Source organism: Pseudomonas sp. GL-B-19, from assembly GCF_019956415.1.
Lineage (GTDB): Bacteria > Pseudomonadota > Gammaproteobacteria > Pseudomonadales > Pseudomonadaceae > Aquipseudomonas.
Genome location: NZ_JAHBDK010000027.1, coordinates 48003 through 74517 on the forward strand (window position 1 = coordinate 48003; position 26515 = coordinate 74517).

General features: G+C 59.4%; 22 protein-coding genes and 1 pseudogene. 7 read left to right on the plus strand and 16 right to left on the minus strand.

The window, feature by feature from the left end:
- Positions 1–32: 32 nt before the first annotated feature.
- The 12 genes from acs to dksA form a co-directional block, all read right to left on the minus strand.
- Positions 33–1970: an acetate--CoA ligase gene (gene acs, locus KGB06_RS11565; protein ID WP_223515634.1), complete on the minus strand. Its 1938-nt coding sequence runs from the start codon at positions 1968–1970 to the stop codon at positions 33–35.
- Between the two features lie 169 nt (positions 1971–2139).
- Positions 2140–3804, minus strand: a complete 1665-nt coding sequence (pgi, locus tag KGB06_RS11570; protein WP_223515637.1) for a glucose-6-phosphate isomerase — start codon at positions 3802–3804, stop codon at positions 2140–2142.
- A 229-nt stretch (positions 3805–4033) separates the two neighbouring features.
- Positions 4034–4414: an aspartate 1-decarboxylase gene (gene panD / locus KGB06_RS11575; RefSeq protein ID WP_223515639.1), complete on the minus strand. Its 381-nt coding sequence runs from the start codon at positions 4412–4414 to the stop codon at positions 4034–4036.
- Positions 4415–4608: 194 nt separating this feature from the next.
- Positions 4609–5469: a pantoate--beta-alanine ligase gene (gene panC / locus KGB06_RS11580; protein ID WP_223515642.1), complete on the minus strand. Its 861-nt coding sequence runs from the start codon at positions 5467–5469 to the stop codon at positions 4609–4611.
- Positions 5466–6266 (minus strand): 3-methyl-2-oxobutanoate hydroxymethyltransferase, encoded by an 801-nt coding sequence (panB, locus tag KGB06_RS11585; protein ID WP_223515645.1) that lies wholly within the window; start codon positions 6264–6266, stop codon positions 5466–5468. Before panB ends, panC begins: the two co-directional genes overlap by 4 nt.
- A gap of 370 nt (positions 6267–6636) precedes the next feature.
- Positions 6637–7122, minus strand: a complete 486-nt coding sequence (gene folK, locus KGB06_RS11590) for a 2-amino-4-hydroxy-6-hydroxymethyldihydropteridine diphosphokinase (RefSeq protein WP_223515648.1) — start codon at positions 7120–7122, stop codon at positions 6637–6639.
- Between the two features lie 3 nt (positions 7123–7125).
- Positions 7126–8526 (minus strand): polynucleotide adenylyltransferase PcnB, encoded by a 1401-nt coding sequence (locus KGB06_RS11595; protein ID WP_223515650.1) that lies wholly within the window; start codon positions 8524–8526, stop codon positions 7126–7128.
- Positions 8527–9468: 942 nt separating this feature from the next.
- Positions 9469–10905, minus strand: coding sequence for a sigma-54-dependent transcriptional regulator (locus KGB06_RS11600; protein WP_223515653.1), 1437 nt, complete (start codon positions 10903–10905; stop codon positions 9469–9471).
- Positions 10906–10927: 22 nt separating this feature from the next.
- Positions 10928–13882 (minus strand): sensor histidine kinase, encoded by a 2955-nt coding sequence (locus tag KGB06_RS11605; RefSeq protein WP_223515656.1) that lies wholly within the window; start codon positions 13880–13882, stop codon positions 10928–10930.
- A complete protein-coding gene (locus KGB06_RS11610; RefSeq protein WP_003176118.1) occupies positions 13866–14042 on the minus strand; it encodes a hypothetical protein in 177 nt (58 codons plus the stop codon). Before KGB06_RS11610 ends, KGB06_RS11605 begins: the two co-directional genes overlap by 17 nt.
- A gap of 77 nt (positions 14043–14119) precedes the next feature.
- Positions 14120–15016, minus strand: a complete 897-nt coding sequence (gene gluQRS / locus KGB06_RS11615) for a tRNA glutamyl-Q(34) synthetase GluQRS (RefSeq protein WP_223515658.1) — start codon at positions 15014–15016, stop codon at positions 14120–14122.
- Positions 15017–15213: 197 nt separating this feature from the next.
- The gene (gene dksA / locus KGB06_RS11620; protein ID WP_007948662.1) at positions 15214–15657 is read right to left on the minus strand and encodes an RNA polymerase-binding protein DksA; all 444 of its coding nucleotides are present in this window, start codon (positions 15655–15657) and stop codon (positions 15214–15216) included.
- A 333-nt stretch (positions 15658–15990) separates the two neighbouring features.
- Between dksA and KGB06_RS11625 the strand changes: the two genes are divergently transcribed.
- Positions 15991–17163: a pyridoxal phosphate-dependent aminotransferase gene (locus KGB06_RS11625; RefSeq protein ID WP_223515662.1), complete on the plus strand. Its 1173-nt coding sequence runs from the start codon at positions 15991–15993 to the stop codon at positions 17161–17163.
- Positions 17163–17876, plus strand: a complete 714-nt coding sequence (gene sfsA, locus KGB06_RS11630) for a DNA/RNA nuclease SfsA (RefSeq protein ID WP_223515665.1) — start codon at positions 17163–17165, stop codon at positions 17874–17876. Before KGB06_RS11625 ends, sfsA begins: the two co-directional genes overlap by 1 nt.
- On the opposite strand, the gene KGB06_RS11635 is transcribed toward sfsA, so the two are convergent.
- The gene (locus KGB06_RS11635) at positions 17873–18190 is read right to left on the minus strand and encodes a Rieske (2Fe-2S) protein (RefSeq protein ID WP_223515668.1); all 318 of its coding nucleotides are present in this window, start codon (positions 18188–18190) and stop codon (positions 17873–17875) included. The genes sfsA and KGB06_RS11635 overlap by 4 nt on opposite strands.
- A gap of 250 nt (positions 18191–18440) precedes the next feature.
- On the opposite strand from KGB06_RS11635, the pseudogene KGB06_RS11640 reads away from it, so the two are divergent.
- The 4 genes and pseudogenes from KGB06_RS11640 to KGB06_RS11655 form a co-directional block, all read left to right on the plus strand.
- Positions 18441–18623: pseudogene (locus tag KGB06_RS11640) on the plus strand (hemin ABC transporter substrate-binding protein); the annotation flags it as partial.
- A gap of 50 nt (positions 18624–18673) precedes the next feature.
- Positions 18674–19657 carry a FecCD family ABC transporter permease gene (locus tag KGB06_RS11645; protein ID WP_223515713.1) on the plus strand — a complete coding sequence of 328 codons (984 nt, stop codon included), beginning with the start codon at positions 18674–18676 and terminating at the stop codon, positions 19655–19657.
- Positions 19657–20424, plus strand: coding sequence for a heme ABC transporter ATP-binding protein (locus tag KGB06_RS11650; protein WP_223515674.1), 768 nt, complete (start codon positions 19657–19659; stop codon positions 20422–20424). Before KGB06_RS11645 ends, KGB06_RS11650 begins: the two co-directional genes overlap by 1 nt.
- 20 nt (positions 20425–20444) lie before the next feature.
- Positions 20445–21296: a ChaN family lipoprotein gene (locus KGB06_RS11655; RefSeq protein WP_223515677.1), complete on the plus strand. Its 852-nt coding sequence runs from the start codon at positions 20445–20447 to the stop codon at positions 21294–21296.
- Positions 21297–21554: 258 nt separating this feature from the next.
- On the opposite strand, the gene KGB06_RS11660 is transcribed toward KGB06_RS11655, so the two are convergent.
- The 3 genes from KGB06_RS11660 to KGB06_RS11670 all read right to left on the minus strand — a co-directional run bounded on the left by KGB06_RS11660 (position 21555) and on the right by KGB06_RS11670 (position 24056).
- Entirely contained in the window at positions 21555–21827 is a 273-nt protein-coding gene (locus tag KGB06_RS11660; protein ID WP_223515680.1) for a TfoX/Sxy family protein, read from the minus strand.
- Positions 21828–22064: 237 nt separating this feature from the next.
- Entirely contained in the window at positions 22065–22409 is a 345-nt protein-coding gene (locus KGB06_RS11665; protein ID WP_223515683.1) for a pentapeptide repeat-containing protein, read from the minus strand.
- A gap of 90 nt (positions 22410–22499) precedes the next feature.
- Positions 22500–24056 (minus strand): AAA family ATPase, encoded by a 1557-nt coding sequence (locus KGB06_RS11670; RefSeq protein WP_223515685.1) that lies wholly within the window; start codon positions 24054–24056, stop codon positions 22500–22502.
- 118 nt (positions 24057–24174) lie between these two features.
- On the opposite strand from KGB06_RS11670, the gene mrcB reads away from it, so the two are divergent.
- On the plus strand, positions 24175–26499 hold the full coding sequence (gene mrcB / locus KGB06_RS11675) for a penicillin-binding protein 1B (protein WP_223515688.1): 2325 nt from the start codon (positions 24175–24177) through the stop codon (positions 26497–26499).
- Positions 26500–26515: the final 16 nt, after the last annotated feature.

Consider the following 26515-nt stretch of genomic DNA (forward strand, 5'->3'; position numbering starts at 1 on the left):
ATAAAACGCGGCCATTGCTGGCCGCGCGAGGCTTATTGGTTCAGGCGTTTATCGACCAGATCCTGAACAACGCTCGGGTCGGCCAGGGTCGAAGTATCCCCCAGCGTGTCCAGTTCGTTGCAGGCAATTTTGCGCAGGATTCGCCGCATGATCTTGCCCGAACGGGTTTTCGGCAAGGCCGGGGCCCATTGGATCAAGTCCGGTTTGGCGAAGCTGCCGATTTCCTTGCTGACGTGGGCCAGCAACACTTTCTTCAGTTCGTCGTCGGGGGTAGTGCCGTTCATGGGTGTGACGAAGGCGTAGATGCCCTGGCCTTTGAGGTCGTGGGGGTAACCAACCACTGCGGCTTCGGCGATGCTGTCGTGCAGTACCAGGGCACTTTCCACTTCGGCGGTGCCGATACGGTGCCCAGAGACGTTGATCACGTCGTCGATGCGCCCGGTGATCCAGTAATCGCCGTCCTCATCGCGTCGCGCGCCGTCGCCGGTGAAGTAATAACCGGGGTAGGGCTTGAAGTAGGTGTCGACCATCCGTTGCGGGTCACCGTAGACGCTGCGGATCTGCGCCGGCCAGCTGGATTTGATGGCCAGCACGCCGCTGCCGGCGCCTTTGATTTCCTTGCCCGTTTCATCGAGCAACACCGGCTGCACGCCGAACATCGGTTGCGTGGCGCAGCCGGGTTTGATCCGTTGTGCGCTGACCAGCGGGCTGAGCATGATGCCGCCGGTTTCGGTCTGCCACCAGGTGTCGACAATCGGGCAACGCTGTTCGCCGACCGCATTGAAGTACCAGTCCCACGCTTCCGGGTTGATCGGCTCACCGACAGTGCCGAGTAATCTGAGGCTGGCGCGCGAGGTTTCCTTCAACGGTTCCGGCCCTTCGCGCATCAGCGAACGCAGGGCGGTTGGCGCCGTGTAGAAAATGTTGACGTGGTGTTTGTCGATGACCTGCCAGAAGCGCGAGCTGCTCGGGTAACTCGGCACGCCTTCAAAGATCAGCGTGGTCGCGCCGTTGGCCAGCGGGCCGTAGACGATGTAGCTGTGGCCGGTGACCCAACCGACATCGGCGGTGCACCAGAACACTTCGTTATCACGGTAGTCGAGCACGTATTTGAAGGTCATCGCGGCTTGCAGCAGGTAACCGCCGGTGGTGTGTAGCACGCCTTTGGGTTTTCCGGTGCTGCCGGAGGTGTAGAGGATGAACAGCGGATCTTCGGCGTCCATCGGTTCCGGCGGGCAATCGTCACTAACGTCGCGTAGGGCCTGGTGATACCAGAGGTCGCGGCCTTCAACCCACTTCACTTCGCCTTGGGTGTGCTCGACCACGATCACCGTGCTGACGTTCGGGCAATTTTGCAGCGCCTTGTCGACTTTCTCTTTCAGGGGCACGAATTTTCCGCCGCGCACACCTTCATCGGCGGTGATCACGGTGCGGCAATCGGCATCAAGAATCCGGTCGCGCACCGAGTCCGGGGAGAAACCGCCAAAGACCACCGAATGCACCGCGCCGATTCGCGTGCAGGCGAGCATGGCGTAGGCAGCTTCGGGGATCATCGGCATGTAAATACAGACGCGGTCGCCTTTCTTCACGCCACGGCTTTTCAGCACGTTGGCCAGGCGACAGACGTAGTGATGGAGTTTTTTGTAAGTGATTTGCGCGGATTCGGCGGGATCGTCGCCTTCCCAGATGATCGCGACTTGATCGCCGCGCTGTTCCAGATGACGGTCGATGCAGTTGTAACTGACATTCAACTTGCCGCCGGCAAACCAGCTGGCTTCACCGGTTTTCAGGTTGTAGCGCTGGACGGTGGCCCACGGCGTACTCCAGTCGAGAAAGCGCGTGGCTTGTTCGGCCCAGAAGGTAGAGGGGTGTTCGATGGACTCGCGGTACAGGCGGTGATAGTCGTCTTGACTTAAATTCGCAGACCGGCGGACGGCATCGGCTTTGGGGAACGTGCTGATATCGAACATGACGGTTCCTTATTCTTGTTGTGCGACAAGAGGGGAGCTACACGACCCTCGTAGGAGCTGGCTTGCCAGCGAAGGCGGTGTGTCATTCAACATTTATGTCGACTGATCCACCGCTTCGCTGGCAAGCCAGCTCCTACAAGGTTAGTACCGTCTGTAGTCTGGCGTCAGATCAACCGCGGTGACGGCCGCGGAAGTAGTTGATCAGGCCTTGGGTCGAGGCATCGTCAGCCGGGGTTTCTTCGCTGCCGACCAGACGGTTGTAGACGCCTTTGCCCAGTTCTTTACCCAGCTCCACGCCCCACTGATCGAAGGCGTTGATGCCCCAGATCACGCTTTGCACGAAGACTTTGTGTTCGTACATCGCCACCAGTGCGCCGAGACGACGCGGGCTGATGCGTTCGACCACCAGGGTGTTGCTCGGACGGTTGCCCGGGATCACCTTGTGCGCCGCCAGTTTCTGCACGTCGTCTTCGCTCATGCCCTTGTCACGCAGTTCTGCTTGCGCCTCGCTAAGGGTCTTGCCGAGCATCAGCGCCTGGCTTTGCGACAGGCAGTTGGCGTACAGCCACTGGTGGTGGTCGGACACCGGGTTGAAGCTGACGATCGGCACGATGAAGTCGGCCGGGATCAGTTGGGTGCCTTGGTGCAGCAGCTGGTGATAGGCGTGTTGGCCGTTGCAACCGACGCCACCCCAGATGACCGGGCCGGTGTCGGTGGACACCGGGGTGCCGTCCTGACGCACACTCTTGCCGTTGGACTCCATGTCCAGCTGTTGCAAGTGCTTGGTGATGTTGCGCAGGTAGTGGTCGTACGGCAGGATCGCGTGGCTTTGCGCGCCCCAGAAATTGCCGTACCACACGCCGAGCAAGGCCAGCAGCACCGGCATGTTCTGTTCGAAAGGCGCGCTCTGGAAATGCTGGTCCATGGTGTAGGCACCGGACAGCAGTTCCTTGAAGTTCGACATGCCGATGGCCAGCGCGATGGGCAAGCCGATGGCCGACCACAGCGAGTAACGGCCGCCGACCCAGTCCCACATCGGGAAGATGTTTTCTTCGCGAATACCGAACGCCACCGCCGCGGCATTGTTGCTGGAAACGGCGATGAAGTGACGATGCAGTTCGGCTTCCGAACCACCCTGAGCCAGGTACCAGGCGCGTGCTGCCTGGGCATTCTTCAGGGTTTCGAGGGTGTTGAAGGATTTCGACGAAACGATAAACAGCGTGGTCTCTGCACGCAGCTTCATGGTCAGTTCGTGGAACTCACTGCCATCGATGTTCGCCAGGTAGTGACAACGCACGCCTTTCTGGGCGTAGGACAGCAGCGCCTCGGACACAAGCTCAGGGCCGAGGAACGAGCCACCGATGCCGATGTTCACTACGTCAGTGATCGGCTTCTCGGTGTAACCGCGCCAAAGGCCATCGTGGATACGGCCCACGAGGTCGGTGATCTGGTTCAGTACCTTGTGTACCTGCGGCATCACGTTGACGCCGTCCACCGACAGCTTGTCGCCGACCGGGCGACGCAGGGCGGTGTGCAGCGCGGGGCGGCCTTCGGAGGCGTTGACGATTTCACCGTCGAACAGCGACTTGATCGCGCCGCTGAGGTCGACTTCGTTGGCCAGACCTACCAGCAGATTGCGGGTCTCGGCGTTGATCAGGTTCTTCGAGTAATCGAGAAACAGTCCGCAGCTGCTAAGAGTAAATTGAGTAAAACGCTGCGGGTCGGCATTGAAGGCTTCGCGCATGCTGAAATCCTGCATGGCTTGGCGGTGATCATTCAGCGCCTGCCAAGCGGGCAGAGCGGTCACGTCTTGAGGAGTGCGGTAGTACGCCATCGCTGCGGGTTTCCTTTTTACTTGAACGGCTTTTTGGACACTAAAAATCCCGGAGCGCTGCGGGTCGGCGTCCGGTCAACTGCGTCGACACGATTTCATGGCGCAGGGCGAATACAGTAAACCCCGCGCCTTGATCTGTCTTGACTTTGTCTGACCTGTTTCCGGTACTTTTTAACATTGAAGTCAGGAGCAGTCCGACAAACGGGAAAAAGACAGGATGTCGGTTCGATCAGGCGACCTGGACCGGAATGGCATTGCTGGTGTGGCTCAGTTCATTGCCCGGCGCCATGTAGAGCATGCGCGGCTTGAAGTTGAGCAGCTCGGCTTCGCTGTAATGAGCGTAAGCGCAGATGATCACGCGGTCGCCGACCTTGGCTTTGTGGGCGGCAGCACCGTTGACCGAGATCATGCGCGAGCCTTCTTCACCACGAATCGCGTAAGTGGTGAAGCGTTCGCCGTTGTCGACGTTATAGATCTGGATTTGCTCGTATTCACGGATGCCGGACAACTCCAGCCATTCGCCGTCGATGGCGCAAGAGCCTTCGTAATCGAGTACTGCGTGGGTGACTTCGGCGCGATGCAGCTTGGCCTTGAGCATGATGGCGTGCATGAGTGTTTTCCCAGGTCGGAATCGAACGGCGGGCAGTTTGCCCGAAGGCTTTGTGGGCGGCAATACGATGCAGGAATTGACGCGGGAGACCAATGTAGGAGCTGGCTTGCCAGCGAAGGCGGTGTGTCAGTCAACATCAATGCTGAATGACCCGCCGCCTTCGCTGGCAAGCCAGCTCCTACAGGGGTGGTGTTTTAGGCAGAGGCGTCGAGGTTCAGGTGCAGGTTGTCGATCAACCGTGTGGTGCCAAGGAACGCCGCGACCAGAATCACCAGATCGCGATCATCTGCCGTGGCCGGACGCAAGGTCAGCGCATGGCGAATCTCCAGGTAATCGGGACGCAATCCAGCCACTTCAAGCTGTTTGATCTGCACGTCGATCAGCGCGGGGAAATCCCGCTCACCCTGTTTGATCGCGTCGGCAATCGAACTCAGTGTGCGATAGACCACCGGCGCCACAGCCCGCTGCTCTTCGCTGAGGAAACCATTGCGAGAAGACAGTGCCAAGCCGTCGGCCGCACGGACAGTCGGCTCACCAATGATCTGGACCGGCATGTTCAGGTCATGGACCAGGGATTTGATCACCGCCAGTTGCTGGTAGTCTTTCTGGCCGAAGACCGCGAGGTCCGGCTGGACCATGTTGAACAATTTGCTGACCACCGTCGCCACACCTTCAAAATGCCCTGGGCGGCTGGCGCCGCACAGGCCTTCAGACAACAGCGGAACGCTGACGCGCGTCTGGCCGGCCATGCCGTCGGGGTACATTTCTTCAGCGCTAGGCGCGAACAGCAAGTGGCAACCGGCCTGGAGCAGTTTCTCCTGGTCGGCGGCGAGGGTGCGCGGGTACTTGTCGAGGTCTTCGCCGGCACCGAATTGCAACGGATTGACGAAAATGCTCGCGACCACGAAATCCACCCGTTGGGAGGCTTTGGTAATCAGCGCAATATGACCGCTGTGCAGGTTGCCCATGGTCGGCACGAAGCCGATGCGCTTGCCTTCACTGCGGGCACGGGCCACGGCGGCCCGCAGTTCGCGTACGGTTTTTACGGTGTTCATGCAGAGAATCCGTGTTCGATACCTGGGAAAGTCGCCGCTTTGACTTCAGTCACGTAAGCATTCAGGGCTGCTTGAATGGTGTGCTGTCCGGTCATGAAGTTCTTCACGAATTTTGGCACGCGACCGGTAATCGACAAGCCCAGCATGTCGTGCAGGACCAGTACCTGGCCGTCGGTGCCACTGCCGGCGCCGATACCAATGACCGGAATCTTCACGGCCTGGGTAATTTCTTCGGCCAGTTCGCTGGGCACGCATTCAAGCAGCAACATGGCTGCCCCGGCCTGTTCCAGCGAAATGGCATCGGCACGCATTTGCCGAGCCTGGTTTTCGTTGCGACCCTGGACTTTGTAACCGCCCAGGATGTTCACCGATTGCGGCGTCAGCCCCAAGTGCGCGCACACCGGGATGCCGCGCTCGGCCAGCAGGCGGATCGAGTCTGCCAGCCACAGAGCGCCTTCTACCTTGACCATGTGCGCACCGGCTTGCATCAACAGGGCACTGTTGGTCATGGCTTGTTCGGTGGTGGCGTAGGCCATGAACGGCAGGTCAGCGAGGATGAACGCATCGGTGTTGCCGCGTTTGACGGCTGCCACGTGGTAAGCCATGTCAGCGGTCGTCACAGGCAGGGTGCTGTCGTGACCCTGTAAAACCATGCCGAGGGAGTCGCCCACCAGCAGCACTTCGACGCCAGCCTCATTGCAGGCGTGGGCGAAGGTTGCGTCATAGCAGGTCAGCATGGTGATTTTTTCACCTTTTTGCTTGAGACCTTGCAGAGTGGTCAGGGTGATGGCTGGCATGAAAAGATCCTCATTCAGGCGCTGTGGAAACTACTGCGAGTAACGCGCGTGATTCTTCGTTAAATACAGGCGCACGGTCTGTTGTCGTGCTTTTAAGGCCTGGATTGCGCCCTTCAATGCCGTGTTGGCGGCAGCGGGACGCCTATAGTCGTGAGGAGAACTCGGGAAGTCAATTGGATGTGTTACCGCGTTGTTACGACGGGGGTGTTACCGGCGTAACTGATGCGATTCAGCAGCAGATTCTGTGTTCGACACAAAAACCAATGTGGGAGCGAGACCGGCTTGCCGGCGATGGCGTCCTGACAGTTAACATCTTTGGTGAATGTTAAGCAGCTATCGCGAGCAGGCTCGCTCCCACAGGGGATTTGCGTTAATTCGCAGGCAGGCGTTCCAGGCCAACGAACGGGCAGGCGACGAGTAATTCACCAAGAGTGCGACCATCGGCCAAACGCAAATCCGCAGGCGCCAGTTCGGCCAGCGGATACAGGACAAAGGCCCTTTCCTGCAGGTGGTAGTGAGGGACTTTGAGGCGAGGCTCGTCGATCAGTCGATCGCCAAACAGCACGATGTCCAGATCCAGGGTGCGTGGTCCCCAGCGTTCAAGACGTTCGCGACCCTGTTCGTTCTCGATGGCTTGCAGCGCATCGAGCAGGTCCAGCGGTGCGAGGGTGCTGTCGAGGGCGGCGACCGCGTTGGTGTAACGCGGTTGGCCAGGCAGCAGCGAGTCGCTCTGATAAAACGCGGACACCCCGACCAGCTCGGTCTGTGGCAGCTGCGCCAGCGCATCGACGGCGTTGCGCAATTGTTCGGCGGGGTCAGCCAGATTGCTGCCCATGCCGATGTAGATGCGTTCCATGGATTACTCGCCCGAGACGCTCGGTTCGCCGGCTGCGCGTTTACGCTTGGCGCCACCGCTGCGGCGACGTTTGCGTGGTGCGCCGGTGCCGTCTTCCTTGCCGCTGAGGTCGCGGATCATGTCGCGACGTTCGCTGTCATTGGCGTCCTGATAATCCGTCCACCATTCACCCAGGCCATCAGTCTGCTCACCGGCGCTTTCGCGCAGCAGCAAGAAGTCGTAACCGGCACGGAACCGTGGGTTGTCCAGCAACAGGTCGGCGCGCTTGCCGCTACGGCGTGGCAGGCGCTCCTGCATGTCCCAGATCTCGCGGATCGGCATGGTGAAGCGTTTCGGGATTGCGATGCGTTGGCACTGTTCGGCGATCAGTTCGTGAGCCGCTTCCTGCATGGCCGGAATCGGCGGCATGCCACGTTCTTGCAGGCGCAGTACACGAGCCGGCAGGGCAGGCCACAGCAGGGCGGCAAACAGGAACGCCGGGGTCACCGGTTTGTTCTGCTTGATCCGCAGGTCCGTGTTGATCAGTGCGTCGCTGATCAGAGTGTGGGTGTACGTCGGGTTGTATTCCAGCGCCTCGGCACTGGCCGGGAACAACGGATCGAACAGTTGCAGGTCGACCAGCATCTCGAAGGTGTCCGCGGCGTGGCCGGAGAGGAACAACTTGAGCACTTCTTCGAACAGACGGGCCGACGGGATCTCGCGCAGCATCGGTGCCAGTTCGCGAATCGGCAAGGCGCTGTGTTTTTCGATACCGAAATTCAGCTTGGCGGCAAAACGCACGGCCCGCAGCATCCGTACCGGGTCTTCCTGGTAGCGCTGTTTCGGGTCGCCGATCAGGCGGATCAGGTGATTGCGGATATCGTGTACGCCGTTGGCGTAGTCAAGAATGCGCTCGCTGACCGGGTCGTAGTACAGGGCGTTGATGGTGAAGTCGCGGCGTTGCGCGTCTTCTTCCAGTGTGCCGTAGACGTTATCGCGCAGGATGCGCCCGCTTTCATTACGGGAAGACTGGTTGCTGTCTTCTTCCTCGTCGTTTTGCGGGTGATTGGCGCGGAAGGTTGCGACTTCGATGATTTCACGACCGAAGTGAATGTGCACCAGCTTGAATCGACGACCGATGATCCGCGCATTGCGGAATTCGGCACGCACCTGTTCAGGTGTGGCGCTGGTGGCGACGTCGAAATCCTTGGGCGTGATGCCGAGCAGCATGTCACGCACACAGCCGCCGACCAGGTAAGCCTGGTAACCGGCGTTCTGCAGGCGTTCGACGATATTCACCGCGTAACGGCTGAATTGGGCCTTTTGCAGCGAGTGTTGGCCGCTGTTGAGCACTTCAGGCGTACTGCGAATGTGTTGCGTATGACGCTTGGGAGAACGGAATGACTGGAACAGCTTCTTCAGCATGGGATGCACTGTTTGAAGGAATGTTCGGCCATAACAGAAGAATGACCGCATGATGGGCGGGGATTCTAGCATTTAGTCGAGGGATGGTGTAGGAAGCTGCGCAAGCGCTTGAAGGGGGATATCTGGCAGACGCGATCTGTGTAGCAGCTGACGAGCAGCGCGAGGCTGCGTTCGGCTGCGAAGCCGTCGTAAAACCTGTAGTTGCGGTGTGTCAGACTAATCTCGTTGCCCGTATTGCGACTGCTGCGCAGTCGGACGCAGCCTCGCGTTGCTCGACAGCTGCTGCGCAGTCGGACGCAGCCTCGCGTTGCTCGACAGCTGCTACGGGTCGGACGCTGCCTCGCGGGTTTGGCAATTGCTACGTAAACGCCAGAAACTACAAGGGGAGCCGAAGCTCCCCAAGAAGTAGTTGCATGCTCTATTTTTATTATTGGTTTCGGGCTTTTTGTTTTTGTTAAGTGCCCTCGTCATGAAAATTTTCCTTCATGACCCTCCCAATCGGGAGTCAAGAGCAAACGGATTGCTTTGGTCGCTGTGCTGCAGTGATCTTGCGATCCAACCAGTTCAGGCACTGTCTTAGGACAGTTTTTTATTATTCTCGGCCTGGTCGTGGGGCGATCCCCCAAATACAACGCCTCTCCAAAAGAATCAGTTAGCTGCGCCTCTCGCCGTCTTGTTTTTATTGTGCGTGAGTCGATTCGTCTTATTTTTATTATGTTATGCATTGCTTGTTATTGTTCTTGTACCAAACATATAGCAGGGTGCGTGCCAACTTTTGCGAACCCCAGTAAAACAAGGGGTTAGGTCGGTCGGTGGGGTTTTTTCAGGCCCAAAAAAACCGGGGCTTCGTTACCGTAAGCCCCGGCTTCTGTTACGTGAAAAATTTGAGGTAACAGTTTTTTCAGAAAGTCATGTGTTACCCGCGCATCAGACAGGTGCCATTCAGCTTTCGCTGGCGACCCCGGTTTTGCGCCGCGGGATGCCCAGGCGCTGACGACGCTCCCACAGGCATTTGCGGCTGACCCCGAGTTTGCGGGCCAGTTCGGTTTCGGTCATGTGGTCCTGATGCTCGAGGACGAAGTGCTGGAAGTAGTCTTCCAGTGACAGGTCTTCGGTCGGCTCATGGCTGGAGTTACCGCCATTGTTGCCCTGCTGTGGTGCCAGGCCGATGAACTCATCCTCTTCCAGGCCACTCAGTTCGATGTCGATACCCAGCAGCTCGGCCGAAATTTCCGGGCTCTCGCACAGAATGACCGCGCGCTCGACGGCGTTTTCCAGCTCGCGAACGTTACCGGGCCAGGTGTAATGACGAATCGCCTGTTCGGCATCCGGGGCGAATTTCAGATCGGTGCGGTTGACCCGCGCACTCTGCCGCGCCAGGAAGGCATTGGCGATTTCGTTGACGTCCGCACCGCGCTCGCGCAAGGCCGGCAGCTTCAGGGCGATCACGTGGAGGCGGTAATACAAGTCTTCACGGAACTGGCCGATTTTTGCCAGGCTCTTGAGGTCCCGGTGAGTTGCGGCGATCAGGCGTACGTCGACCTTCTGCGATTGCACCGAGCCCACCCGGCGAATTTCGCCTTCCTGCAACACGCGCAGCAAGCGGGCCTGGGCTTCAAGGGGCAATTCGCCGATTTCATCGAGGAACAGGGTGCCGCCGTCTGCCGCTTCCACCAGACCGGCACGCCCGGCGCTGGCGCCCGTGAACGCGCCTTTTTCGTGACCGAACAGCTCGGACTCGATCAGGCTTTCCGGAATGGCCGCGCAGTTCACCGAAATCATCGGTGCCTTGGCGCGCTTGGACAGGTTATGCAGGGCACGCGCCACCAACTCTTTACCGGTACCGGATTCACCTTGAATCAGGACATTGGAATCGGTTGGCGCGACTTTGCGGATTTTACTGTACAGGTCCTGCATCGGCGGGCACGAACCGATAATGCCGATTTCACCGTTGCTGTTATCGACGCCAGCTTTCGCGGCGCCATTGCCAGCTTTGCCAGCGGCTGGTTCGCCGTTGGCTGGCAGTGATTGCCGGTCGCGCAGGATGCGGGCGACGGCCTGGAGCATTTCATCGTGATCGAAAGGCTTGGCGATGTAATCCACCGCGCCCATCTTCATCGAGTCGACCGCCGAACGCAGGCTGGCGTAGCTGGTCATGATCAGCACCGGCGTGCCCTGGCCGAGTTTGATCAACTCGGTGCCCGGTGCGCCGGGTAGGCGCAGGTCACTGACGATCAGGTCGAACGTGGGAATAGTGAAGCGTTCTTGTGCTTCCTGCACTGAACCGGCTTCGCTGACCTGGTACTGGTTACGTTCCAGCAGGCGGCGCAAGGCGGAGCGGATAATTGTTTCGTCTTCGACGATCAAAATGTGCGGCATTGATTCGATACTCTCGACGGTCTCAGTTCACAGCGGACGTCGCTTCGACATGACGCGGCAAGGTCACCCGGATACGGGTGCCGCGTTGGCTTTGAATATCAGCCGGGCTGTCGATGGTGATTTGTCCATAATGCTCTTCAACGATGGAATAGACCAGTGCAAGGCCCAGACCGGTGCCTTCGCCAGGATCCTTGGTGGTGAAGAAAGGTTCGAACAATCGGTCCATGATGTTCTTCGGAATACCGCTGCCTTCGTCTTCCACGATCAAGTCGACCGTGTGTTCGCCGGCTTCGCTTTTAACCCGCACCGCGCTGCCGGGAGGCGAGGCGTCGCGGGCGTTTGAGAGCAGGTTGATCAGTACTTGGGCGAGTCGCTGTGGATCGCCTTCGACCCAGTGATCGGGGTCGCACAAATTATAGAACTGCACTTCGAAATTGCGTCGGTTCAGCGCCAGCAAGCCGATGGCATCCTGAGCCACTTCGGCCAGACAGACGGGCTCGTCGCTTTGCTGGTGGCTGCCGGCGTGGGCGAAGCTCATCAGCGACTGGACGATGCGTGACACGCGCTTGGTCTGCTCCAGGATCTGTCCACTGATTTCCTTCAGCTCGCCATCGTCTTCGCGCTCTTCGCGCAGGTTTTGCGCCAGACAAGCAATGCCGGTGATCGGGTTGCCGATTTCATGGGCCACGCCCGCCGCGAGTCGACCGATGCTGGCCAGGCGCTCGGAGTGCACCAGTTTGTCTTCGAGCATCTGGGTTTCGGTCAGGTCTTCCACCAGCAACACCAAGCCGCTGTTGCCCGGTGCGAGCGGTTCATCGATCGCCGCTTTGTGCAGGTTCAGCCAGCGGGTCTGGCCATCAAGGGCCAGGTGCTGTTTGTGCAGATGTTCGTCTGGCAGGTTGATGAAGCCTTGCAGCAGTTCTTTCCATGGATCGGCAATCGTGCTCAGGCGCGAACCGACCACACGCTGCGCGGCAATCCCGGTCAGCTCCTCCATGGCTTTGTTCCACATGAGGATTTCCTGATCCTTGGCCAGCGAGCAGACGCCCATTGGCAGTTCCTGCAGGGTCTGGCGGTGATAGCGGCGCAGGGCATCGAGTTCGGCGGCAAGGCCGGTCAGGCGCGAGTGGTAATCCTCAAGGCGACTTTCGATGAAGTGAATGTCTTCGGTGACATAGTTCTCGCCGCCCGCCTTATACGGCAGGAATGTTTCGACCATGTCCTGCGCCACACTCGGGCCCATCAGGCCGGACAGGTTGGCTTCGATGCGGTCGCGCAAGCGGCGCAAGGCATAAGGCCGGCGCTCGTCAAACGGCAGATAGAGATCGCGCAGTGCCTGTTCGACTTCTTTCTGTGCCGCCTTGGCGCCCAAGGGTTTTGCCAGCTGCGTAGCGAATTCCTGAGGGGAAGCGGCGTGCAATTCGCGGCGTTGAGGGCGACGCACGTTGTCCACGGCGCAAGCTTCGGCGGCACTGGCTTCTTCCGGGCTGGCGTTAGTGAACAGCGAGATCAGGGTGAACATCAGCACGTTGGCCGCCAGCGAGGCAATCGCCGCCATGTGCCAACTGGTGTCGTCCAGCACGTAGATCATGTTCAGCAGCGGGATGTAGAAACCCTGAAGATTGCTCACCAGCGGCAACAACATCGTTACCAGCCATACCAGAATCCCTGCCAGCAAACCGGCGATGAAGCCACGGCGGTTCGCGGTCGGCCAATACAGAACCGAGAGCACGCCCGGCAGGAACTGCAACGTGGCGACAAACGCGACGATGCCGAGGTTCGCCAGATCCTGATCTGTACCCAGCAGCAGGTAGAAGCCGTAGCCGGCCATGATGATCGCAACGATCAGCGCCCGACGGGTCCACTTCAGCCAACGGTAGATGTTGCCTTCGGCCGGCGGCTGATAGAGCGGCAACACCAGATGGTTCAGTGCCATCCCGGACAGCGCCAGGGTAGTGACGATGATCAGACCGCTTGCCGCCGACAAACCTCCGACATACGCCAGCAGCGCCAAGGCCTTGCTGTTGGCGGCAATGCCGATGCCCAGCGTGAAGTATTCGGGATTGGTGGTGGCGCCGAGTTTCAGGCCAGCCCAGAGAATCAGCGGCACTGCCAGGCTCATCAGCAGCAGGAACAGGGGCAGGCCCCAGCTGGCACTGACCAGCGAGCGGGGGTTGAGGTTTTCGGTAAAGGTCATGTGATACATGTGCGGCATCACAATCGCAGAAGCGAAGAACACCAGCAGCAACGTCCGCCACGGCCCTTCTTGCAGCGGCGTGTGCAGGGCGGCGAGGGCGGTCTGGTTTTGCAGAAGCCACAGTTCCAGCTGTTGCGGGCCGTCGAACACGCCGTACAACGCATACAGGCCGACACCGCCGATGGCGATCAACTTGATCACCGACTCGAAGGCAATGGCGAACACCAGGCCTTCATGTTTCTCGCGGGTCGCGATGTGGCGCGAGCCAAAGAAGATGGTGAACAGGGTAATCAGTGCGCAAAAGCTCAGGGCGACCCGATGCTGCACCGGTTCACGGGTGAGAATGCTGATGGAGTCGGCGACCGCTTGAATCTGCAAGGCCAGCAGCGGCAACACGCCGACCAGCATGAAGACCGTGGTCAGCGCGCCAGCCCATGTACTGCGAAAGCGGAACGCGAACAAGTCGGCCAGCGACGACAGCTGATAGGTGCGGGTAATTTTCAGAATCGGGTACAGCAGCACCGGCGCCAGCAAAAATGCGCCTGAGACCCCGAGGTAGCTGGATAAAAAACCGTAGCCGTACTGATAGGCCAGGCCCACTGTGCCGTAAAACGCCCAGGCACTGGCGTAAACGCCCAATGAAAGGGTGTAGGTCAACGGGTGGCGAATGATCGCCCGGGGGATCATGCCCCGTTCACTGACCCAGGCCACGCCGAACAGCACCGCCAGGTACGCGGCGCTGATCAGGATCATCTGGGTCAGGCTAAAGCTCATCGGCATCTTTTTGACTCTGCAGGATGAAGGTCACGACGATCAGAATCAGCCAGAGCAGATAAGGGCGATACCAGGCGCCAGTGGCGTCGATCCACCAATCCATGATGGCCGGGGAGAACAGGTAAATCCCCACTACCAGGAGCAGGACCAAGCGATAGATGTACATCCCGGCCTCTCTTTTTTATGCGCGTGCCCGAAAACGTGCGGCGATGGTAACGGATGGGCGCGCCACTGCAAGTGCGATCACTGCAGTTGTGCCTCGGGCAGGTTCAGTGTGCGCGGGATCAGCGCCGCATCCCAGTGGGCAATGCCCCAGTTCAACACTTCCCGTGGGCTGGCGTAAGCCAGTTCGGTAGCGGGGTTTTGCCCGAGTGCGCGCAATGCGCGCAGCAATAAAGGTGTCGCCTGGTCTTCGGTCAACGGCGGCGAGCGGTAGGATTTGCCGAGTTTGTTGCCATCGGGCTGGGTAATCAGCGGGATGTGCAGATAACGCGGTTGGCGCAGGCCGAGCAGTTCTTGCAGATAGAGCTGGCGCGGCGTGGAATCCAGCAGGTCGGCGCCACGCACGATGTCGGTGATGCCTTGCCAGGCATCGTCCAACACGACGGCCAGTTGATAAGCGTAGAGCCCGTCGCGACGGCGAATCACAAAATCGCCCACCTCGCGACCCAGATGCTGGCGAAATTCACCTTGCACGCGGTCGATGAAGTGGTATTCCAGTTCGGGCACGCGCAAGCGAATCGCTGCGTTTTCTGTGCCGTGGCCGGCGTTGCGGCACAGCCCCGGATAAATGCCGTGATAGGGTTCCAATTGTTTGCGCGAGCAGGTGCAGGCGTAAGCCAGGCCATGATTGAACAGGCGATTGAGCACTTCAGCGTAAGCCTCGTGCCGGTCGCTCTGACGGACCATTTCGCCGTCCCACTCAAAACCGTAGCTTTCAAGTGCCTTGAGAATCGCTGTCTGAGCGCCGGGTTCTTCCCGTGGCGGGTCGAGGTCTTCCATGCGCATCAGCCAACGGCCACCCACCGCGCGGGCGTCGAGGTACGAGGCCAGTGCGGCGACCAGCGAACCGAAATGCAGGTGTCCACTGGGCGTGGGGGCGAAACGCCCGATGTAGGGAGTGGAAGTCGTGGCGGTCATGGACGAATGTTACATCTCTGGTCGTGCGCGAGTCCCTGTGGGAGTGAGCCTGCTCGCGATAGCGGTTTCACATACAACACATTCGTTGACTGACTCACCGCTTTCGCGAGCAGGCTCGCTCCCACAGGGGGCACTGAAGCAAATTTCAGAAACAAAAACGGAGCGTTCGCACGCTCCGTTCTTCGTTCAAGTCGATATTACTTGCCGACTTGTTTTTCCTTGATTTCCGCCAGGGTCTTGCAGTCAACGCACATGTCGGCGGTAGGGCGGGCTTCCAGTCGCTTGACGCCGATTTCGACGCCGCAGGACTCGCACCAGCCATATTCTTCGTCTTCAATCAGTTGCAGCGTCTTGTCGATCTTCTTGATCAGCTTGCGCTCGCGGTCGCGGGCACGCAGCTCGAGGCTGAACTCTTCTTCCTGGCTGGCACGGTCTGCCGGGTCCGGGAAGTTGGCCGCTTCGTCTTTCATGTGATCAACAGTACGGTCGACTTCCTGCATCAAGTCCTGTTTCCACTTGTTCAGGATCTTGGTGAAGTGCGCGCGCATGGGCTTGCCCATGTATTCCTCGCCCTTCACTTCTTTGTAGGGTTCGAAGCCGCTGATTGTCGTGCTTTGCTGTTGCTTTGCTTGGGTGGGCATGAAATGGACCGCCTCTACTCTTGTAATCCATCTGCGCAGGATTGCTCCATCACCGACACCTGCCGGCCCTGCGGCTGCAAGCGGGCGAACTTACCAGATCAAATCGGGGCGCGCTACTCCCGGATGTTGAAGTAGTGGCTCGGGGCCCTTGCAAATCATTGCAAAGCCTTGTCTGGTGGTGTTGGAGACCTGGTCAAATATTGATTTTAGTCAAACTTGGGATACTCGTTTGAGTCGTTTATGGTCAGGTGCTAAGGCGTCTGACCGCTTTAAGCTCTCGCTCGTTCCTGCGCTTGGGTAGAATTGATTCTTTTCTCTGTTGAAGGAAGGCTAATGGCTCAGTCCTACAGTGCCCGCAGTCGTGCAATCGAACCTTTCCACGTCATGGCGTTGCTGGCGCGGGCCAATGAACTGCAAGCCGCTGGCCATGACGTGATTCACCTGGAAATCGGCGAGCCGGACTTCACCACCGCCGAGCCGATCATTCAGGCAGGCCAGGCCGCTTTGACGGCAGGTAAGACCCGTTACACCGCCGCGCGGGGCATTCCCGAGTTGCGAGAGGCCATTTCCAATTTTTATCAGCAGCGTTATGGGTTGAACATTGACCCCAAACGAATCCTCATCACCCCCGGCGGTTCGGGCGCCTTGTTGCTGGCCAGCGCCTTGCTGGTGGACCCGGGCAAGCACTGGCTGTTGGCGGATCCGGGCTATCCCTGCAACCGGCACTTTCTGCGATTGGTGGAGGGTGCGGCGCAGCTTGTTCCTGTAGGCCCGGAGGTGCGTTATCAGCTAACCCCTGATCTGGTCGCGCGTCACTGGGATCACGACAGCGTAGGCGCGTTAGTGGCTTCCCCTGCCAATCCGACCGGGACGATCCTTACTCGCGACGAGCTGGCGGGGTTGTCTGCGGCGATCAAGCTGCGACACGGCCATCTGGTGGTGGATGAGATCTATCACGGCCTGACATACGGCACCGATGCCGCCAGCGTGCTGGAAGTCGATGACAACGCATTTGTGCTGAACAGTTTTTCCAAGTATTTCGGCATGACCGGCTGGCGTCTCGGTTGGCTGGTTGCGCCGGAGGCAGCCGTGGGTGAGTTGGAAAAGCTCGCGCAAAACCTCTACATCAGCGCGCCGAGCATGGCCCAATACGCCGCATTGGCCTGCTTTGAGCCGGCAACCATCAGCATTCTCGAAGAGCGTCGCGCCGAATTTGGTCGTCGTCGCGATTTCCTGCTGCCTGCCTTGCGTGAATTGGGTTTTGGCATTGCCGTGGAGCCGGAAGGCGCGTTCTATTTGTATGCGGATATCAGCAAGTTCGGCGGTGATGCCTTCGCGTTCTGCCGGCACTTCCTCGAAACCGAACATGTGGCAATTACCCCGGGACTGGATTTCGGGCGCTTTCACGCTGGGCACCACGTGCGTTTTGCCTACACCCAAAGCCTGCCGCGCTTGCAGGAAGCGGTCGAGCGGATCGCTCGCGGTTTGAAGAGCTGGCAAGGCTGATGCGTTTTAATCCTCCCCTCGAAGAAGGGCGCCTGATCCGTCGTTACAAGCGTTTTCTCGCCGATATCGAAACCGTTAGCGGCGAGTTGCTGACTATTCATTGTCCCAACACGGGCTCGATGCTCAATTGCCAGGTTGAAGGTGGGCAGGTCTGGTTCAGCCGCTCCAATGACCCCAAGCGCAAGTTGCCCGGCACCTGGGAAGTCGGCGAAACCCCTCAAGGGCGCTTGTTTTGCGTCAATACCGGGCGAGCCAATGGATTGATTGAAGAGGCACTGCGCGCCGGTGTGATCAGTGAGCTGAACGGTTTTACCGAGCTCAAGCGCGAAGTCGCCTATGGGCAGGAAAGCAGCCGAATCGATTTTCGTCTCGATTACCCCAGCGGCCCGGCTTATGTCGAAGTCAAAAGCGTCACCCTGGGCTTCGACGGTTCTTCGGTGGCCGCGTTTCCCGATGCGGTGACCCAGCGCGGGGCCAAGCATTTGCGCGAATTGGCGCACTTGGCCCGGGACGGGATTCGTGCGGTTCAGTTGTATTGCGTCAACCTGACCGGCATCGAAGCCGTGCGTCCTGCAGAAGAAATCGATTCGGCCTACGCGGCGGCCTTGCGTGAGGCCGTGGCGTGCGGGGTCGAGGTGCTGGCCTATGGCGCGCGTTTGACCCATGAGGAGATGGTGGTTGATCGGCGCCTGGAGGTGCTGCTCAACGGCTAAAGGCTGACCCAGATGCCTTGCGCGTCTTCACGGCAGGGCACGGCGGTCAATGATTGACCGGCGCAGGGGCCGGAAACGCACTCACCGTCTTCGATCAGGAATAGTGCGCCGTGGGTGGCGCACTGGATCAGGCTGTTACTGGGGTCGAGAAAGCTGTCTGGCGTCCATTCCAGGCCAACCCCGCGGTGCGGGCAGCGATTGACGTAGACGTAGATCTGGCCACCGCGGCGTACGGCAAAGAGCTTCTGCCCTTCGATGTCGAAACCGCGACTGCTGGCGTCAGCCAATTCGGCACCAGTGCAAAGAAACTTCATGTCTATCCTCAAGTGTCTCGTGACCAGAAATGTCCGAGCTTGACGTTCAAATGCAAACAATTATCAAATGACCGTCTTGCCCGTCGGGCGCAGCTGTCAGAGGCCGAGAATACTTGGCCTGCCATCTCGATGCCTGGGAAAACTGTAAAGGAAGCTGTTTATGCGCCCGAGTACCCGCGTTGCTGCGCTCTGTGTCGGACTCTTCGTCAGTCACCACGCCGCAGCGGCAGAATTGCCGCAACGTTGGGTAGGGGAAGCGGCGCGTGCCGCGCTGTTCAAGGAAAACCCGATGCTGTCCTCGACCCGCGCGGCGAGGGACGGTCGAGTCGTAGAGCTGGATCCGACGTTGCTGGTGGGCGGGCTGGGACCACGGTTGCCCGAAAGCCTGAAAGAGCTGTCTGACGGGTTCTTTTATGGCACGGCCGGCCAATGACCGTCCTGGTTAAACCTCGTGCACTGTTCATTGGCCTGAGCCTTCTGTGTTTGCTGGCGATCTGGCTGTCGCTGGCACTGGGGCCGGTCAGTTTGCCGTTGCTCGACACCTTGCACGCCGCGCTGCGCCTGGTCGGATTGCCGATTGCGCCGGACGGTCTGGAGCAAGCCGAATTGATCGTGGGGCAGATCCGTCTACCGCGAACCTTGCTGGGCCTGGCGGTGGGCGGCGTGTTGGCGCTGACCGGTGTGGCGATGCAAGGCCTGTTTCGTAACCCGCTGGCGGACCCGGGATTGGTGGGGGTGTCCAGCGGCGCAGCATTGGGTGCGGCCATCGCGATTGTGGGCGGGTCAATGTTTGGCGGCCTGCCCGAGTCGTTCGGGCCTTATTTGCTGTCGGTATGTGCGTTTCTCGGTGGCTTGGGGGTGACGGCGCTGGTGTATCGACTGGGCCGACGAAACGGCCAGACGAACGTCGCGACGATGCTGCTGGCCGGTATCGCATTGACCGCTCTGGCGGGTTCGGCGGTGGGGTTGTTCACCTATCTGGCTGACGACGCGACCCTGCGTACGCTGACGTTCTGGAATTTGGGCAGCCTCAATGGCGCCAGTTACGCGCGACTCTGGCCATTGCTGGTGGTGAGTGCGGGCGTGGCGCTGTGGATGCCGCGTCGAGCCAAGGCCTTGAATGCTTTGTTGCTGGGGGAGTCGGAGGCCGGTCACCTGGGCATTAACGTCGAGGGGCTCAAGCGCGAATTGGTGTTCTGCACAGCGCTGGGGGTTGGCGCGGCGGTGGCGGCGGCGGGGATGATCGGATTTGTCGGGCTGGTGGTGCCGCACCTCGTGCGTTTGCTGGCCGGTCCCGATCATCGAGTTTTGTTGCCCGCCTCGGTTCTGGCAGGTGCGAGTCTTCTGTTGTTTGCCGATCTGGTGGCGCGACTGGCGCTAGCGCCCGCCGAACTACCGATCGGCATCGTCACGGCCTTTATCGGTGCGCCGTTTTTCCTGTTCTTGTTGCTCCGGAGGCGCGCCTGATGTTGCGCACGCAGAACCTGCAAATCCGTCGCGGCGCCAAGACTGTGCTGACGGACATCACGCTTGAGCTCCTGCCTGGCGAAGTGCTTGGCGTGCTCGGCCCCAATGGCGCCGGCAAAAGTACTTTGCTGAGTGCCTTGTGCGGCGAATTGCACGCCCATCAGGGAAGCGTCTGGCTCGATGATCGCGAGTTGCGTCACTGGGCCGCCGCGTTGCGCGCGCAACGTCTGGCGGTGCTGCCGCAGGTGTCGACCCTGGACTTTGCCTTTCGCGTCGAAGAAGTGGTGGGTATGGGGCGTTTGCCCCATCAAAGCGGTCGGGTGCGCGATGACGAGATTGTCGCTGCCGCGTTGCACGCCGCCGATGCCGGACACCTGAGTGGTCGCAGCTATCTGGCGTTGTCCGGCGGCGAGCGTCAGCGGGTGCATCTGGCCCGGGTGCTGGCGCAGCTCTGGCCGGGCGAGGCGGGGCAGACGCTGTTGCTCGATGAGCCGACCTCGATGCTCGACCCGCTGCATCAGCACACCACGCTGCAAGCGGTGCGCGAATTTGCCGATCGTGGCGCGGCCGTGTTGGTCATCTTGCATGATCTGAACCTGGCGGCGCGTTATTGTGATCGTCTGTTACTGCTTGAGGGTGGGCGTCCGGTGGCACTGGATACGCCGGAACAGGTCCTGAAACCCGAGCCGCTCAAAGCCGTGTTCGGGCTGGAAGTATTGGTCCAGCAGCATCCGGAGCGTGGGCATCCGCTGATCATCGCCCGCTGATACTTTTCATCGAGGTGAACATGCGTGGAATTTTACTGTTGGCCGTACTGCTGTTGAGTGCCTGCCAGCATGTCTCGGAGCCACCGCCGGTCAGCGCTGACATTCGGGACCTGAGTACGGGTGAAACTCTGACGGCGCAGGAACTGATCGAACGACTTGCCAAGCCTTCGCGGCTGATCGTCGGTGAGCAGCATGACAATCACGATCACCACCAACTGCAACTGTGGTTGCTGCAGTCGCTGGGTGAGCGGCGGCCACAAGGCAGTTTGCTCCTGGAAATGCTTACGCCCGATCAACAACAGCGCGTCGATGATGTTCGTCATGCCTCGACACCACCGGAAAACTTGCCTGCTGCTTTGGCTTGGCAGGAGGGTTGGGACTGGGACCTGTACGGGCCGATCGTACGTTTCGCGCTGACTCAGCCTTATCCGCTGCTCGCGGCCAATCTGGATAACCTCGAGGTTCGTGCGGTCTACGCCAAACCGCCGGCATTGAGCGGTTCGCGGTCCAATGCAGCGTCGGTCAAAGAAGTGTTGCTGGCACAGATCAGCGACTCCCATTGCGGCTTGCTGCCCACTTCACAAATGCCCGCCATGTTGGCGGTCCAGCAGCAACGAGATCGGCGAATGGCTGAGCGTTTGCTGGCAGCCCCGACGCCCTCACTACTGTTTGCCGGTGCCTATCACGCGCGCAAGGACGTTGGCGTGCCGATCCATGTGCTGGATTTGGGCCAGGCCCAAGCGCCGACGGTATTGATGCTGGCAGAGCAGGGGGCCGTGGTAACAGCAGCAATGGCCGATTACGTCTGGTACACCCCCGCTTCACCGCCTCAGGATTATTGCGCGCAGATGCGTCAGCAGTTCGGCAAATAACGTTCGGGTTTTTCACGGGCAAAAAAAACCCGGCAAGAGCCGGGTCAAATAACCGTGATTAGCCTGATGAGGAGATATCTGAGAGTCCGAACCAAGGGCTTTTCAAATATCGACCAGTCTCGCGACCAGTTGTGATAATCATATCGATTCTCATTACCATGTCAACCGCTGTTTTTTGATTTCTTTTAAATGCATCGTCAACCTGTTTCAAAACTCAGTAATCACTGAGTAATCACGGCGCCTGGCGAAATCAATGCCTCAAGCCTTGTGGCGGGACGAAATCGCTTCCAGTTGTTTGTTCAAGTCTTCTTTGCGCTCGGCTGGAATGTCGTTCCAGTGCACATCCATCAATGCGCCTTCGATTGCATACAACAACACCTTGGACGCCCGAAACCCGCGAGTACGCACGGCCCGATACGCATCCACCGCCCCAAGGCGACGCAAATCCGAGGCGCTGTGGATACCCACGGCATGCAGCCACTGCGCCGACGTCTTGCCAAGATTCTTCAGGTGTTGCAGCTCATCATTCATCGAGCCTCCTTGCGACGGCCGAACGGCGTGTGTGCGAACTTCTCAGGAGTGTAGCCATCAGTAGGAAAAGCGTGATTGTTTGGTTGATTTCGACGTAAAAGCTTCTAAGAAGCAAACTCAACTTGGGTGAATTTCGGCGAACGCAATGGGGTGGGTACTGGAAGTCTAGCTGTCGGGAGCAAACACGGAGTCCAGCGCAAAGCGGGGGCGCTGGACTTGTCAGGTAACACGTCGTTTTTAGCGAGTGCGATAACGCAGGCGAGTGCCGAAGTTCATCGACATCAAGATCTCATCTGCGCTCAGCTCTGGCGGGAAGTACGCGCCGGAGATCTGTGCGTGGGCAAGGCTGGCACCTTCGAGGGATGCGTTGCGAAAGTCGATGCCGCGCAAGTCCGCGGAACGGAAATAGGCATCGGTAAAGTCGACGCCATCAGCGTTTAGCTCGCGCAAGTCCAAGCCGCGGAAATCGCCACCGACCATGTCGATAGGTCCGTCTTTGGGCCGTTCGTTGTTGAAGCCTGTGATGTCGTCTTTGTGCAGCAAGGCATACAGCTGGGTGTCGAGAAATTTGGGCTGGCTCATGTCGCATCACCTGATGGTTTTATGACGCCAGTGTAGTGCCACTATTTGACAGCCGTGAAGCCAGTGGAGGCTTCACGGCTGAAAATAGTTTTACAGGCCTGGCATGCGTTGACGAATTTGCGCAACGACCGTGTCGAGGGTCCCGCTTTCATTGGTCTGGACACGCTTGCTGCACAGAATCTCTGCTGGCGTCAGCGGTTCACGATTGGCTTGCTGGGTTTGGATAACGGCCAGGTTGGCGTCGGATGGATCCTTGTTGTCTGCCTGGCGCAGGGCCAGCCAGCTCTCGATTACGGCTTGCGGTGCATTGCAATCGAGGATCAGGAACGGTGCACCGGTGGCCTCGGCGATTTTTGCCGCGCCGTCGCGCTGGTCGCGCTTGAGGTAAGTGGCATCGATCACCACCGGGAAACCGGCACGCAGGATAACTCCGGCAATCTCATGCAGACGGCTGTAGGTGGCGGTGCTGGCGTCGGCACTATAAATGCCGGCCTGCGGGTCATTCGGTACGGTTTGTTCGCCGAACAGACGCTTGCGTTCTACATCCGAGCGAAGGCGAATGGCGCCCAGTGCTTCGACCAGACGCATGGCGACGTGGCTCTTGCCGACGGCGGACACGCCGTGGGTAATCGCCATGAAACGCGAAGGAATGGTGCTGTAGCTTTCCGCGAGGTTGGCGTAGTTGCGGTACTGGCGCAGGGTCGTGGCGCGCTGTACCGGATCGGCTTCGGCCGGCATGCTGAACAGGCTGACCTTGGCGCGAACCAGTGCGCGGTAGGCTTTATAGAAGTTCAGCAGTTCAAGGCCCTGATAATCGCCGGTCAGCTCCAGGTATTGGCTGACGAAACGGCGCGCGAGGCACTTCAGACCACGGTCTTCCAGGTCCATCGCCAGGAAGCCGGTGTCGGCGTAGACGTCGGTGAAGCGGAACGGTTCGTTGAACTCGATGCAGTCGAAGATCACGACCTTGTCATCGATCACGGTGGCGTTACCCAGGTGGATATCACCGTGGCATTCACGAATGAAACCCTCGGCCTTGCGCTGGGCGAACAGTGGCTTGAGACGTTCGAAGCTGCTTTCGGCCCAAGCTTGCAAGGCATCGAGTTGTAGCAGATCGGCCTTGTCGCTGAGGAACGGACGGATCTGTTCGAAGTTCTGACGCACGGGCGCCATGACGCTGTCGGGGGTGCCAGCTTCGTGTTCGGCAGGGACTTTCGGCGCATTGAGATGGAATTGAGCGATCTGCGCAGCCATCTCGTCGATGTGCGCGGTGGTCAGTTCGCCATTGGCCTGCAGGGTGCTGAGCAGCTGGCTTTGTGGGAATTGACGCATTTTCAGGGCGAAATCGACGACCGGACCTTCACCGCCCAGTTGTGGTGCTTCGGCACTGCCGGTGATTGGCAACACTTCCAGGTATAAATCGTTGGTCAGGCGCTGGTTCAATCGCAGTTCTTCACCGCAGAAGTGCTCGCGGGCGTCGAGGCTGGAGAAGTCGAGGAAGCCGAAATTCACTGGCTTCTTCACTTTATAAGCAAAGGGGCCTGTGAGGATGACCCAGGAAATATGGGTTTCGATGACCTGGAACCCGTCTACCGGATGCGGGTAGAGGGCCGGGTTTTGCAGAGCGGCGATCAGGGACTGGCTCACAGGCGATCCTTCAGAGTCTGGGAAAAATTCAAGGCCGCCATTATGGCCGCAAGTCCGCCTGACGCAAACCTTGGAGGGCGCCTGTTGAGTATGAATAAAGTGCGTATAATCCGCCGCCATGACTCGTACTCGATCCCCCCGCACTCCAAAAAAACCACCTTCCAGGGGCCTGAGCCCGTGGCTGGGCTGGGCCCTTAAACTCAGTCTGGTCGGCCTCGTCGTGCTCGCCGGATTCGCGGTTTACCTCGACGCTATCGTCCAGGAAAAATTCTCCGGCAAGCGCTGGACTATCCCGGCCAAGGTGTATGCGCGCCCGCTTGAGCTGTTCACCGGCCAGAAGCTGAGCAAGGATGACTTCCTCACAGAGCTTGACGCTTTGGGCTACCGACGTGAAAGCGTGAGCAACGGCCCGGGCGCTGCGTCGGTCAACGGCAATACCGTCGATTTGAACACCCGTGGCTTCCAGTTCTATGAAGGCCTGGAAAAGCCCCAGCCCGTGCGCGTACGGTTCTCCGGTGACTATGTAGCGGAGCTCTCGGCGACCGACGGTTCGAAGCTTTCGGTAGTGCGGCTGGAGCCGCTGATGATCGGCGGGATTTACCCGAAAAACCTGGAAGACCGCATCCTGATCAAACTCGATCAGGTGCCGCCTTATCTGCTGGAAACCCTGGTTGCCGTGGAAGACCGGGATTTCTATAGCCACTGGGGCGTGTCACCCAAGTCGATTGTCCGAGCCGTCTACGTCAACACCTCTGGCGGCAAGATGACCCAGGGCGGCAGTACGCTGACACAACAGTTGGTCAAGAACTTCTACCTGACCAGTGAACGCAGCCTGTCGCGCAAACTCACCGAAGCCATGATGGCGATGTTGCTTGAGCTGCATTACGACAAACGAGAAATTCTTGAGGCTTACCTCAATGAAGTGTTCGTCGGTCAGGACGGTCAGCGCGCGGTTCACGGTTTCGGTCTGGCCAGCCAGTTCTTCTTCGGGCAGCCGTTGTCCGAACTGAAACTGCATCAAGTTGCCATGTTGGTGGGGATGGTCAAGGGGCCATCCTATTACAACCCACGTCGCAATCCTGAGCGAGCGCTGGAGCGACGCAATCTGGTACTCGATGTCCTTGAACAACAAGGCGTCGCCACCGCTGAGCAGGTCGCTGCCGCGAAGAAAATGCCACTGGGTGTGACAACCCGCGGCAAGCTGGCCGACAGTTCGTTCCCGGGCTTTATCGATCTGGTTAAACGCCAGTTGCGCGAAGACTACCGCGACGAAGACTTGACCGAAGAAGGGCTGCGGATCTTCACCAGCTTCGACCCGATTCTGCAAATGAAAGCCGAAGCCTCCGTCAACGACACCTTCAAGCGTCTGTCCGGTCGCAAGGGTTCCGATGAAGTTGAAGCGGCCATGGTCGTGACCAACCCGGAAACCGGTGAGGTCCAGGCCATGATCGGCAGCCGTCAGGCCAGTTTTGCCGGTTTCAACCGTGCACTGGACGCGGTACGCCCCATCGGTTCGTTGATCAAGCCGGCGGTCTATCTGACGGCTCTTGAAAAACCCACTCAATACACTCTGACCAGCTGGCTGTCGGACGAATCCTTCTCGGTCAAAGGCGCGGATGGTCAGGTCTGGAAACCGCAGAACTACGATCACCGTTCCCACGGTACGGTTTTCCTGTATCAGGGGCTGGCGCATTCCTACAACCTGTCGACCGCGCGTCTCGGCTTGGCAATGGGTGTACCGAATGTCCTCAAAACCCTGGCTCGCTTGGGCGTGACTCGCGAATTTCCGGCGTTCCCGTCGATGTTGCTGGGCGCAGGTGGCATGACGCCGATTGAAGTGGCGACCATGTACCAGACCCTCGCCAACGGTGGTTTCAATACGCCGATGCGTGGGATTCGTAGCGTATTGACCGCCGAAGGCGAACCGCTCAAGCGCTATCCGTTCCAGATCGAGCAGCGTTTTGACCCAGCGTCCATTTACCTGATCCAGAGCGCCATGCAGCGGGTCATGCGTGAAGGTACCGGCAGTTCGGTTTATAACGTGTTGCCCAAGACCCTGACCCTGGCCGGCAAGACCGGTACCAGTAACGATTCCCGGGACAGCTGGTTCGCCGGGTTCAGTCAGGACTTGCTGGCGGTGGTCTGGCTGGGCCGCGATGACAACGGCAAGACGCCGTTTACGGGTGCCACCGGTGCCCTGCAGGTCTGGACCAGTTTCATGCGTAAGGCCGATCCGCTGCCGCTGGACATGCCGCAGCCGGACAACGTAGTTCAAGCCTGGGTCGATTCGCGTACCGGGCAAGGCTCCGATGCGGGCTGCCCAGGCGCTGTACAGATGCCGTATATTCGCGGCAGCGAACCACCTCCCGGTGCGGCTTGTGGTGGCGAAGGCCCTGCTTCCGGTGAAACGGTGATGGATTGGGTCAAGGGCTGGATGAATTAAGCAAAGAGGGATTCAA